Genomic DNA, 12,990 nt, shown 5'->3' on the forward strand with positions numbered 1-12,990 from the left:
TCATCTCTAATAGAGAGGAGACGATCATGGAACAAAGACTGCAAACCGAGCATGCCAAGAGCAGGATCGAGGCGAGTCCGCTGGCAGCGGACGAACTGCGCAACATGGACTGCTACTGGCGGGCGGCCAATTATCTGTCAGTAGGGCAGATCTACCTGCGGGACAATCCGTTGCTTACCGAGCCGCTCACACTGGAACACGTTAAGGCACGATTGCTCGGCCACTGGGGAACCACCCCAGGATTGAATTTCATCTACGTGCATTTGAACCGCCTAATTAAGGCGTGTGATCTCAGTATGATCTATGTGACGGGACCTGGCCACGGCGCTCCGGGGCTGGTTGCGAACACTTGGCTGGAAGGCAGTTACACCGCAGTTTATCCGAATATTCCCCAGGACGCGGTGGGCATGCAGCGGCTGTTCAAGCAGTTCTCCTTCCCGGGCGGCGTGCCGAGTCACGTCGCCCCGGAAACGCCGGGTTCAATCAACGAAGGCGGCGAACTCGGCTATGGATTAGCCCATGCCTACGGCGCAGTGTTTGACAACCCGGACCTAATCGCCGCCTGTGTGGTGGGCGACGGCGAGGCCGAAACCGGCCCCCTCGCCACGGCCTGGCATTCCAACAAGTTTCTGAACCCCGCGCGCGACGGCGCAGTGTTGCCGATCCTGCATCTAAACGGCTACAAAATCGCTAACCCCACCGTGCTGGCGCGCATCAGCCGCGAGGATTTGGAAAGCCTGCTCATTGGCTACGGCTACCATCCCTATGTGGTTGAAGGTGACGAACCGGAACGGATGCACCAGCTAATGGCGGCCACCCTCGACCAGGTGGTTGCCGAAATCCATACGATTCAACGGGCCGCACGCAGCCAAGGCGCCACCCCCTGCCCGCGCTGGCCAATGATCATTCTGCGGACCCCGAAGGGTTGGACAGGCCCGAAGGAAGTCGATGGTAAGAAGACCGAGGGCTACTGGCGGTCGCACCAGGTACCGTTGGCCCAACTGGCTGACAAACCGGAGCACCTGCGACTGCTAGAGAAATGGATGAAGAGTTACCGTCCCGAGGAATTGTTTGACGAGCAAGGCACCCTGCGGCCGGAACTGGCGGCGCTGGCGCCACAGGGGGAGCGGCGCATGGGCGCCAATCCACACGCCAACGGCGGGCTGCTACTCAAGGATCTGCGGCTACCCGAGTTCCGGGATTATGCCGTTGACGTGAACGGTCCCGGCGCAAAGCTGGCGGAGGCGACCCGGGTTATGGGCGGCTATTTACGCGACGTGATGAAACTGAACATGGATGGCCGGAATTTCCGCGTGATGGGACCGGACGAGACCAACTCTAACCGCCTTGATGCCTTGTTTGAGGCGACTGATCGCACCTGGATGGCCGAAACGCTGCCAGAGGACGAGCACCTTGCGCCGGACGGCCGGGTGATGGAGATTCTCTCCGAGCACACCTGCCAGGGCTGGCTGGAAGGCTACCTGCTCACCGGCCGCCATGGCCTATTTTCCTGCTACGAGGCTTTCATTCACATTGTCGATTCCATGTTTAACCAACATGCCAAGTGGCTCAAGGTCACCGGCAAGGAAATCCCCTGGCGCCGCCCCATCGCCTCCCTCAACTACCTGCTGACCTCCCATGTGTGGCGCCAGGACCACAACGGTTTTTCACATCAGGATCCCGGCTTCATCGATCACGTGGTGAACAAGAAGGCGGACGTGATCCGGGTTTATCTGCCACCGGACGCCAATACGCTGCTATGTGTCACCGACCACTGCCTACGTTCGCGCAACTTCATTAACGTTATCGTCGCCGGCAAGCAACCCCAGCCCCAGTGGCTCGACATGGATGCGGCTGTCAAGCACTGCACCGCAGGCATCGGTATCTGGGAGTGGGCCAGCAATGACCAGGGCAGCGAACCGGACGTGGTGATGGCCTGCGCCGGTGACGTGCCGACCCTGGAGACCTTGGCAGCAGTGGATATCCTGCGCCGCCATCTGCCTGAACTCAAGGTACGGGTCATCAACGTGGTGGATCTCATGACCCTGCAGGACAAAGAGCAGCATCCTCATGGACTCTCGCACAAGGACTTCGATACGATCTTTACCACCGACCAACCCATCATCTTCGCCTACCATGGTTACCCCTGGTTGATCCATCGTCTAACCTACCGGCGTACTAATCACAAAAACCTGCACGTACGCGGTTACAAGGAAGAGGGGACGACCACCACACCCTTTGATATGGTCGTCCTCAACGACATGGACCGGTTTGACCTGGTGGCAGACGTCATCGATCGCGTGCCCAAGCTGGGATCGACGGCGGCATATCTCAAGCAATGGCTCCGCGACAAACATATCGAACATAAGCAATACATCACCAAGCACGGGGTCGACATGCCGGAAATAACGCAATGGCAATGGGGCAAGAGCAGCGATTGAACCTACCCTGTTCGACGTTGGTAACCTTCTTCCTGCTCTAAATAAAGGACGCGGGGGTGTTTACCACACTCAGGCGCGCCATTAAGCCACCCTGAGAGTAGCGTCAGTGGATTCCCAAGGTCTTAAGACCGCCTGTATTCCCTTGATGATAACTGCAAAAAATAGCCTTTCTCCCTGAGCATTTGCATCACTTCCCTGGTATTGGCCTGGGCCAGGGAGATCTCGGGACGCAGCTCCAGTCTCATGACAAACTCTAGCTTTCCAAGCATTTCCAACAATTTTCCAGGAACGCGGGAAAAATCATCCTGAGATTCCACATATAAGTAGCTATCATTTCTTTTACAGCTTCGATAAATGGCGCAGGATTGTGCCGTTTCTTCCTCCGCTGACTCTTCTCTCCCTGTTTCCATCCATGCCCGGGTTTCAGGAAAAAAATGGGCTAGGCCCTCTAGCACTCCCGCGCTGTAATAACCGTTAAGCCCCATAAAGCCACCCCGGGCGAGATAAAGCTGCTGACTATGCTCTGGCGGGAGGCGGCGGAGAGCTTCCTGGCGCACTTCTTCCTGGGCATTGCGGACCAGAATAGCTTGGAGACCGCTAGCTAACACCTCCAGGTCGTTGCCACTATCCCCCGCAAAAACGGTATGGCTTTTATCAAAATGCTGACGCTCCATTAAAAAGCGAATGGCATGGAGTTTGTTGGCCCGCTTTGGCAGGATATCGAGCAAACCGATCTGGGCAGTTTCATCTACACTCCAAATGAAAGAAGCCTGGATTCCCTGCGCTTGTAACCGCTGGGCCAATTGGGGAATCAGATTCTCCCAATCTAGCTCCGGTGGAGCATAATAGCTGAGCTTATAGCGGTTTTGCTTTTCCGGCTCTTGCAACCGCAGTGGAGTAATGTCAGCAAAAAGTTTTGCCAGCCCAGCCTGGTTTATTCCTTGCCAATCCTGGCTGATTTCTTTACTCCAGTCTTCCCAAGGATGCCATTGATTATCCGTAATTTGATAGATAGTCGTCCCCACATCACCAATGGCAAAGTCAGGAAGAGGAAGATCATATTCTCGAATAGCGCTTTGAATGAGCGCCTTATGACGACCGCTGACATAGGCCAAAATAATGCCAGGACGCTGGGCCAATCGTTGCAGCCGAAGCCGCGCCTGGGGCGACTCCGCTTGATGGCCGTTGGGAAGCAGGGTCCGATCCAGATCAGAACAAAGCAAAATTTTTTGTTTCACAGCTATTCCCGGATTAAGTCTGGAAACTGGAGTTTCTCTCCCCTTGGGTATCCAGACGTTCATATTCTGCAATTACCTGAGCGCCAAACAGCACAATAATCGCTGCTGCTTCCAAGCTCAATAGAATCATCACCACTGCTGCAAATGAGCCATAGATGATGTTAACAAAGGATAAGGTTGAAAAATACCATACCAGTGCCTGCCGGGTGAGTTCCCATAGCAGCGTGGCTACCATCCCACCAATGAAGGCATGACGGAATACAATCCGGCCCACGGGCATAACCAGGTAAAGAGAGGTCAACAGTAAAACTTCACCCAATAAACCCACAATATAAATTCCAATGGCGTAATAACTGCCAAAGATGTTACCTAACAAAGGAACAGTGCGATCATCCAGAGTATGCAAGGCGCTGCTCACGAGCGTCACGACAAACAACCCCAGCCCCAGAAGAAATAAATAGCAGAAGGGCAAAATTGCCGAAACCAAAAAATGGCGCCGATGAATCGCTACCCGATGAAAAAATATAACCGACATGGCATTTTCCAGCACGGTAAACGCCATTGAGCTAAAAAACAGGAGTACGAGGAACCCGACCACGCCGATTAACTTCCAGTTTTCTAGGAACTCTGCAATTTGCTGGGTTAGAATTTCCGCCTGCCCTGGGGCAAGGAGTGCCAGATAGTCATGGGTGGCCTCCAGCAGCTGCTCTGGGTCAATGATCTGGGAAAGTCCCACTAAAATCAGCGCAAACATGGGAACCACGGATAACAAAGCGTAATAAGCAATGGCCCCCGCCAGTAATAACCCTTGGTTGGCGCGAAATCCGCTAATAACCCGCGACAGAAAACACAGCGGCTGGGCGAGAATAAATTGGACTCGGCGTGAAAGATCCCTCATACCTTGTCAGTCTGCAAATTTATTGCAACGGTTCTCCTCCTTGCGAGGCAGATGTTAATAAAGACAGCGACACCAAACAATAATACTTCACTCCTAACTGTATCACCCACTCAATCTATCCTACACGCCTATCATGACCATCAAGGAGCCCGTCCTCGTCGCGGTCAATACCCATCCGTACACCGGAACCAGGAGGCGCGCAAGTGTAAGTGAGCTCTCCGTAAGGCAAGTACGCCGTGGCACGGAGGAGAAAGTCCGAGACAGAAGGTATCCACCGATATGAACCCCTGAACTTTCCTTTTCCAATATAGAGAAAACTGCCCCAGCGATTTTTTGCCACTAAATCACAGGCTTTTGCCTCGGCTTGCGCAATAAGCAAATCGATGCGCGCTCCTACTTCCGCTCCATTCGAGTGGGTAAGGGTAACTTGCTGACCCACAATGGGGGCAAGGTTACTGTCGAAGGCAAGCAGAAATGCTTCCAATTCCCGGCGTTGAGCGATGCCTTCCGGAGTGAGGGGCAGACCGCCAAGATTACCCGGATCGGGCACCATGTCAGGGGGCGTGCGGGGATCGAGGCTGGGGATCGTGCCCGGCTCCCGTGCTGCGAAGACCGCTCCACTTAAAAAGCGAAATACCGTATCCGTACTGCCGTCATGAAGGAAACCAAAACCCCGGACCTGGGGCCCCATGGAACCATTATTGGCGAGCGGAGCGAAAATCAGGCTTCCCAGGGGCGCGGGTTGGGAGGGATCAAACGGAGGAGGCGAGGGAGGCGGTGGCGGGGCCATGCCAAACATCCCCACTTTCTGGTAGAGATTGCGCAGGTGGGGAATTTTAAAGAACTGGGACTCCCCCTCGAAGGAAAATTGACCGTCGGTACCGAAGAACCCCGGCTTCTTCACCTCAACGAATTCCCGGTTGCCGTCCGGGTCCAACACATGACAGCCGTTGCAACTCAAAAAAGTATCGGAGGGCTGTTCCCTGAAGTAAAAATCCTGTCCGGCCTGTTGCTGCTCCGTAAGAGAGTTGTCAAGGTTACGAATAGGATTGGGCGGATAGGTGATTTCCAAAACAAAATCAGTAAACTGCTGCATCTCTTCCTCGGGAATAAAATCATGCCGTCCATTAAGGCTCATGAAGGCGACATTGAACTTGCGAAAAGCAAGATCCTCATCGAATGAACCTCCATTGGGCTGCGCGTTTGGCCCGGCGGATTCTCCCAGTATGGCCTCATTGCCGCCGGTGCGATCACCCCGCCAGTGCATGGACCCGTGATTATCCAGACCACGCAAGCTTTGGGTAGTCATGGGGCCCTTCATGGGGCGAAAGTGGGAATTTTCCGCTCGTCCCCGCAGGAGGAAAAAGCCGACCCCCTCACTGACGCGGAAGGGGCCAGTATTCAGGGTCTCCACATCGTCCGGATCACCCAAATCCCACGCTAACCCATCGAAATCACCAAAGACGTGGCAACTAGCGCAAGCGGAATCCCCATGACTGGAAGTGAAAGAAGCGTCATAGAGAAATCGCCGCCCCGCTACAATATGCGCAGGTTCCGGGTTGTACATGGCAATATGGCTCACCTCGCTGCGATTCGCCGTATCAATAATCGAGATGGAGTTATCGAAGCGAGTCAGCACATAAAGCCGGCCCCGGACCTCATCCAACACGATGCCACTAGGGCCGCCGCCTGAAACCGGAATCTGATTGGCCGGATCGGGAATAAAAGTATCATCCTCCAGCTTGCTCGTTTCATAGACCGCGATTTCGCTGGTACCAAAGGCCGTCACATAGAGGATCGAACCATCCTGGGTCAGCGCCATATCCTGGGGAAAGGCAATGCTAGTATCGTTCTCTTCATTGGGAATGGGGGCACAACATTGGCTGTAGTCAATGTGTTTGTTCAAGTGCCGCGGTTCAACCCGAGCCTTGCGACCCAGAACGGTAATATGGCTTTCATGAAGATGGCCCCGCACCGTACGGCCTCCCGAGAATATTCCCGCCCCCTCGAAACGATTCTGATTCTGAGCCTCAGTATTCGATACGTACACCACGCCGCTGACCGGGTTCACAATCATGTTGAAAATGACTGTACCGACACCGCTGTAAGCGCCGCCCTCCACTTCTCTAGGAGGATTGGCCATGGCGTCAATGGTAAACACATCCTGATCGGGAAGCGTGAAGGGGACCAGATCATCCCACTGCTGCCCTAACTCATCCACCCAGTGAGCGCCATCGTATTTTACAATCAATCCTACCGTGGGCTGGAGAATACCCTCGTGGTTGGTGAGCGGCCCTGGATAGATCCGAGGATCAGGTGGAGCAATGGCCTGGCGCACCAAAAACTCATTGAGAGTCGTCGTCCGGTTGCCAGTGTGGAAACCGGCGGCATACACCAAAGCGCCATCCGGAGTCGCGGCCAAGGCCCGAGGCGTATCCGTGAAAAGAGTGAGCACAGTAAGCGGCTCCCCCTCCAGGGAATCGCCTAGCTGGTTGGCGTCAAATACCCACACATCCGCCCGCCCCACGCCGGGGGTAGTGAGCTGGGGATCGCGCCCGGTATTTTGGCCACGGTGGGCAGTGGTAATAAATGCCCGCCCCCGATCCGGGCCTGCGAATACAATATCCCGCGGCTCATCGCCGACCAGGAGTGTGCGTACCACACGACGGAAACGTGGCCGGTGTACATCGACAATGCTAACGCTGTCCGAGAGATGATTGACGACCCATACCTCCCTATTAGAGCGGGCCGCAACGGCAACCGGCTCCAGGCCCACGGGAATGGAGTCGATATGCCGCAAACCCCGCTTGCGGACTCGAAATATCTCAAGCCGGTTATCCGGCGTATTAACGGCAAAAAGATGGCGGCCATCGGGTGACAGCGCCAAGGGGCGTACCTGGCCGCTTTCGAATACAGTAATTTCAGACTGGGCGGGCGAAATAGCGATCATGCTTACGAGCATCACGCCAAACATCACCCAGAGAAAGAATTTGGGACGGGAAAAGAAAATTGTCATTGCGGATTCCTCCTCTGTGGAGGCTAGCTATACATTATAAGGAAAAAATCCCAGCGCTTCATAAAGAATTTGGAAACCATACGGTTTATTTAGCAAACGCTAATAGCGTCTTCGCTATATAAAAATTATAGTAGTAGCTAATCAACTTCGTTGTGACAATTTACCCTCAATTTTGTGATTTTTTATCGGTTTTATTGCTTCGTTTTTATAATCAAAGATCAAGGGATTGTTTACGATGAATCACTCCCATTATGAATAGGTTGATTACCCCTAAAGCCCGGGGAAAATTGAGGATAAAACTTATGAATATTAGGGGACCATGCCAATGGACTTCTCTGCACAGGCCACGTTAGCCGTCTGCCATCACTGCGACTGGGTGATGACCTTGCCACGACTACGGGCGGGCGAGACCGCTTGCTGCCCCCGATGCGAACACAAGTTACCTGGCCAACAGCACACTTCAATTCAAAGCCAACTTGCCTGGGCCAGCGCGGCATTAATCATGTTGGCAGCCGCGATCGCCTTTCCCTTCGTGAGCTTCGAGGTACAGGGGATTAAACACACCATTATCGTGGCAGATACCGCACTAGCCCTCTTTGACTACGATTTTCCATTCTTGGGACTGGTTGTGCTTACGACCACGATTTTGTTGCCAACCGCCTATCTACTGGTCCTCCTTTATCTCCATGGAGTGCTGGCTTCGGGCCGCCGTCCCATGGGGGCGCAAACACTAGCGCGGCTACTGACAAGCATCAAACCTTGGGTGATGAGCGATGTGTTTGTGGTCGGGGTGCTAGTGAGCATGATCAAGGTGCTCTCCCTGGCGAGTCTGCAGCTCGGTCCTGCATTCCCGGCGTTTTGCGCCTATGCCGTGTTGCTGTTGAAGTCCATCTCTAGCTTCGATCCTGGAACCTTGTGGACGGCTATCAGTGGCCCGGTCGATCCTCCGGTTGATCTTGCCCCCGGCAGTCCTGCGGCTACTCAAGGAGCCGCAGGCTGCACCCGCTGCAATGCCATCGTCAATACTGCCAGCCAGACACGCTGCCCACGTTGCGGCTACCATCCTATCGCGCCCAACCCGCGCCGCTTGCAAGCAACCTGGGCATTGCTCATCGCAGCAGGCATCTTGTATATTCCAGCCATGGCCTATCCCATCATGATCACCACCGAGCTCGGTAGAACCTCACCACAGACCGTAGTGGGCGGCGCCCGGCTTTTGCTGGAGACCGGTTCCTGGCCCATCGCCCTGATAATCTTTACGGCGAGCATTGTGGTGCCTATCGGTAAGGTGCTCGCTCTTGGCTGGCTTTGTTTGCAGGCACAAGCGGGTACCGGGCGCAGCGCCTATGACCGACTCAGGCTGTACCGGCTTGTCGAGGCAATCGGCCGCTGGTCGTTCCTCGACGTATTTGTAGTTGCCCTGTTGACCGCCCTCATTCAGGCAGGTGAGCTTATGCGCGTACAGCCCAGCCCCGGTGTGGTTATCTTTGCAATTGTGGTGATCCTCACCATGCTGGCGGCAATGGCCTTTGACCCCCGCCTGATTTGGCGGGTCCATGAAAAATGAGCGACTTGCTGACTGAGGCCAAGATACGCCCGCCGCGGCGGATAAAGCTCTCGCCAGTCTGGCTGGTCCCCCTCGCAGCTGCACTGATCGGCGCGTGGCTGGTGTATCAGAATATTGCATCTCAAGGTCCGGAGATCATATTGCAGCTCGACAACGCCGAAGGTGTGGAAGCTGGTAAAACAGTGGTTAAACTACACAATGTGGATGTGGGACTGGTGGAGAAGGTACGCTTGTCCAAGGATTACACGGGAGCCATCGCCGAGGTGCGCATGAAGGCGGATATGGACCCTCTATTGGTGGAGGATACCCAATTTTGGGTGGCCAAACCCCGGGTGGGACGGGAAGGTATTAGCGGCCTGAGCACAATCCTCTCTGGCGTCTATATCCAGATGCGCCCAGGCAACGCTCAAGACCCAGCCCGCCGGTTCCAGGTGCTAGAACGGCCACCCACGATCCGTATCCACACCGAGGGATTATCGCTGGAGTTAGTCAGTACGGATGATAACTCCTTAACCATCGGAGACCCTGTGGTCTATCAAGGCCAGGAAGTGGGTCAGATCGATACCGCAGAATTCAATGCCTCAGCGCTGGAAATGCACTACGGCGTATTTATCCGTGCTCCCTTCGATGCGCTGATCACCGAGAATGTCCAGTTCTGGCCACGCTCCGGCATTATCTTTGAGATCACTTCCGAGGGATTGCAGGTACAAACAGGCACCCTTGAGACGATGTTGGCGGGGGGTGTCACGTTTGGGATTCCACCGGATCTGAAGGATGGCAAACAAGCTGAACAAGGCGCTATATTTCGACTGTATCCGTCGCGCCAAGCCGCCCAGCAGGATCGTTACGACCATCAGTACAAGTACGTCATTCTGTTCGATGACTCGGTGCGCGGTTTGTACCCAGGAGCGGCTGTCGAATTCCGTGGCGTCCGGGTAGGCACGGTACTCAACGTCCCCTTCTTTGGTGACGACTTTGGTATGGAATATTCCCAGACCTTTCGCATCCCAGTACTGATCGCCTTCGAACCGCAGCGGCTGGCAGGCACTACCTGGGCGCAATTCGATCAAAAAGCCTGGCAGCAGCATCTGAACCGCTTGTTCCCTAGAGGGTTGCGGGCCACTATAAAGGCGGCTAATCTGCTCACGGGCGCAATGTTTGTGGATCTCGCTTTCACGGACCAGAAAGGTGCCCACCATGAACCGGCGTTTCAAGGCCAGTATCCGTTGCTCCCCAGCCGCAGCAGCGGGCTGGCCAGTATCGAGGAAAAGATCACCCGACTATTGGATAAACTCAATGAACTGGAACTCGCGCCAGTGCTGACTAAGTTGCAACACACCCTAGAAAGCACTAGCGAAGTCATGAATAAGTCCCAAAACACCATGGATCGGCTGAACTCACTTCTCGGCAGCGAGGCCATGGGCAAGCTCCCTACTGAGTTCAATGCAACCCTAGATGAATTACGGAAGACCCTGAACAGCTATCAGCAGGGAGCGCCCGTCTACGATAAGCTCAACCGCTCCCTTGACCGGCTGAATCAGGTTCTGGATGATCTCGCCCCCTTCGTGGAAACGCTGCACAATGCTCCTTCAGCACTCTTTTTCGGCGATAATGCCCCTGAAGACCCTATTCCCCAAGCTGCCAAATGAAGCGCAGCCCCATAATCCTGGTGGCAGTGGCTTTCATTTTAAGCGCCTGCGCCACAACGCCCCATCAGCCCTGGCTATATTCGCTTACCACTCCTCCTGCAGGCACGACTCCACCCAGCGAGGCCCGCGTCGCAAGAAAGGCGTTAATCGTGAACCAAATTTACGCCGCTGAATTTCTGCAGCACTCGGGCATCGTCTATAAAACCGCGCCCAATCGGTTGAGCGTGGCCCGGCAACACCGCTGGGCCGCTCCCCTGACAGTGCAACTGCACCAGTATATTTATAATAGGCTAACCACGCAGCTACCCTCTATAGCCGTTTATCCAAATACCAGCAGCGCGCCGCTCAAAGCATGGCAACTTACTGTTGAATTCAATAGCTTCCATGGACGCTTTGACGGTAAGGCGGTAGTTGCTGGTAGCTGGCGATTGCGCAATGGAAACGGCGACGTGGTAGCCCAAAGCTCATTTAAGCAGGACACCCCACTTGCAGAAGATGGTTACGAAGCACTTGTGGCTGCACTTTCTAAAGGCTTGGCTCGGGTCACAGATAGCATCGCTAGCACGATCCACGAACTGACACTAGAGCAAGCCGATGAAACTGCCCAAGGGGTAAATATAGACGCACCATAAAAAAGCTATCCTGCTTCCTTTTTTCCCATTTTCCCTTAAGCTTTTAAAGCTAACAGCACCGATAAGTACCTATAAATATGGGGTGCGCCGGCGATGTTCCATAAACCCGCTTTTCCTCCCTGAAAAAGATGCCTGCCCTCCCTTGCCTTCGCCCCACCAGCGCACTTCTAGGAATACTTCGAGACTTTTATGGAGGTACTTAGATAATTTTGAGCCTCAGTCCTTTTGGCTCTATACTTTCGTTTGCAAGCAAATTAACTAGCTTTCATATTCTAAAAAATAGTTTGGACAAACCATGATAAATAAAAAACTTTTCCATATCGGTTCCCAGGCAGTTTTATTTTTCCTGTCCGCCACGCTGACGACTGCAGCCTATGCCTATGGCGGGAGTAGCGCCGCCCAATCAAGCAGCTGTAAAACCGTAAGGATTTCCGAAGAAAATCCAGCACCCAAGGCAATTATTCCCGAACTATCCAATTTCTCCTTTGTAGCAAGTTCTGATGTGCGGGAATCAAGTATTGCCGTCAAGATTCGCGGCCAAGAAGGCGAGCTAACGATCACCCAACAACCCAATAAAAGTTATCTGGTCGAAGGGCATTTTCCTGAACCCATTACTGAGGCGCGGTACGTCAGGATCGATATCCTGTCAGAATCCGTCCGGGGATGTTCCAGCCATCATCACTACCTGGTACAAGTTGAACCCGAAGGACAATCAGAGGAAGAGTAATCTTCCTTGCCCTTTTCCTGGACGCTGGCTTATACGCCAGCGTCCTCATTCCAATCGATGGAATATCCTGTTTGGTAAACGCCCCGTCATACACTAACGATCTGAGAAATAAATGTTCTCCTTGATAGTGTTGGAGACCATCTGAAGATAAGAATTCTCCACTTCCTGATAGCGACGAACCTGGAAATAGATGATTTTTTCACCACTGCCAGGGCTCAATTCAAACAAGGGAGCGGAAACAAAAGCTTGCCATTGAACATCCCGGAAATCGGGAAACTGACTGGCACGATATTCGGTAGGCTCACCTTCCACGGTGAAAGAGAGAGTAACCTCCCGGTTTAAAGTCAGAGGCGCACTTCCGTTAATCACTAAGTGCTTAACTTGTAGCTCCGCTGCGGAAGGTTCTCTCTTAGCGGCCTGGGATGATACGTCGCAGGCAGGGCCGCCGCCGCCCGGCGCCAACGATGCGACCATAACCCGATCTATCCGTTGCCTGCCTGCAACGCGCCCTTCCCCTCTAAAGCCCGCTTTGGAGACTATTAGAATAAAGGGTATTGGCTGCATCTCGTCCAACCATACCTCCCCTTTTTCATCCGTCAGGTAAGCGCCGAACTGTTGGGGATTTGGTGAGGTTCCAAGGCAAACCGAGGCATTCTCCAAGGGTGTTCCTTCTCCTTCCGCCAAAACCTGGATTTGAAGGCTTGCCGCCCACAAGGGTCCAGCAAACCCTCCCCAAGCGCTTAAAAGCAATAATAGTCCTACCCATAGAGGAAGCGTGGCGTTCGCTAAAAAATTCGTTGGCAACTTTAGCATCGCTTTAAT

At 54.0% G+C, this 12,990-nt stretch carries 9 protein-coding genes; 5 read left to right on the forward strand and 4 right to left on the reverse strand.

Going from position 1 to position 12,990, the window contains the following annotated elements; genetic code table 11:
* Window positions 1-26: 26 nt before the first annotated feature.
* Window positions 27-2,441 (forward strand): phosphoketolase family protein, encoded by a 2,415-nt coding sequence (locus NOC_RS14425; protein WP_002814214.1) that lies wholly within the window; start codon window positions 27-29, stop codon window positions 2,439-2,441.
* 122 nt (window positions 2,442-2,563) lie between these two features.
* Here NOC_RS14425 and NOC_RS14430 read toward each other — a convergent pair whose 3' ends face one another.
* From NOC_RS14430 to NOC_RS14440, 3 genes are all read right to left on the reverse strand, one after another.
* A complete protein-coding gene (locus NOC_RS14430) occupies window positions 2,564-3,679 on the reverse strand; it encodes a YcgL domain-containing protein (protein ID WP_002813182.1) in 1,116 nt (371 codons plus the stop codon).
* A 13-nt stretch (window positions 3,680-3,692) separates the two neighbouring features.
* Window positions 3,693-4,577 carry a YihY/virulence factor BrkB family protein gene (locus NOC_RS14435; RefSeq protein ID WP_002813036.1) on the reverse strand — a complete coding sequence of 295 codons (885 nt, stop codon included), beginning with the start codon at window positions 4,575-4,577 and terminating at the stop codon, window positions 3,693-3,695.
* Between the two features lie 115 nt (window positions 4,578-4,692).
* Window positions 4,693-7,593: a YncE family protein gene (locus NOC_RS14440; protein WP_002813994.1), complete on the reverse strand. Its 2,901-nt coding sequence runs from the start codon at window positions 7,591-7,593 to the stop codon at window positions 4,693-4,695.
* Between the two features lie 325 nt (window positions 7,594-7,918).
* On the opposite strand from NOC_RS14440, the gene NOC_RS14445 reads away from it, so the two are divergent.
* The 4 genes from NOC_RS14445 to NOC_RS14460 all read left to right on the forward strand — a co-directional run bounded on the left by NOC_RS14445 (window position 7,919) and on the right by NOC_RS14460 (window position 12,168).
* The gene (locus tag NOC_RS14445) at window positions 7,919-9,160 is read left to right on the forward strand and encodes a paraquat-inducible protein A (RefSeq protein WP_011331045.1); all 1,242 of its coding nucleotides are present in this window, start codon (window positions 7,919-7,921) and stop codon (window positions 9,158-9,160) included.
* The gene (pqiB, locus tag NOC_RS14450) at window positions 9,157-10,809 is read left to right on the forward strand and encodes an intermembrane transport protein PqiB (RefSeq protein WP_011331046.1); all 1,653 of its coding nucleotides are present in this window, start codon (window positions 9,157-9,159) and stop codon (window positions 10,807-10,809) included. Before NOC_RS14445 ends, pqiB begins: the two co-directional genes overlap by 4 nt.
* On the forward strand, window positions 10,806-11,441 hold the full coding sequence (locus NOC_RS14455; protein ID WP_002812395.1) for a PqiC family protein: 636 nt from the start codon (window positions 10,806-10,808) through the stop codon (window positions 11,439-11,441). Before pqiB ends, NOC_RS14455 begins: the two co-directional genes overlap by 4 nt.
* Before the next feature lie 295 nt (window positions 11,442-11,736).
* The gene (locus NOC_RS14460) at window positions 11,737-12,168 is read left to right on the forward strand and encodes a hypothetical protein (protein ID WP_002814127.1); all 432 of its coding nucleotides are present in this window, start codon (window positions 11,737-11,739) and stop codon (window positions 12,166-12,168) included.
* Window positions 12,169-12,261: 93 nt separating this feature from the next.
* Here the strand turns inward: NOC_RS14460 and NOC_RS14465 are convergent, their stop codons facing one another.
* Window positions 12,262-12,981, reverse strand: a complete 720-nt coding sequence (locus tag NOC_RS14465; RefSeq protein WP_011331047.1) for a carboxypeptidase-like regulatory domain-containing protein — start codon at window positions 12,979-12,981, stop codon at window positions 12,262-12,264.
* Window positions 12,982-12,990 lie beyond the last annotated feature (9 nt).

Source organism: Nitrosococcus oceani ATCC 19707, assembly GCF_000012805.1.
In the GTDB taxonomy this organism is placed as follows: Bacteria; Pseudomonadota; Gammaproteobacteria; order Nitrosococcales; family Nitrosococcaceae; genus Nitrosococcus; species Nitrosococcus oceani.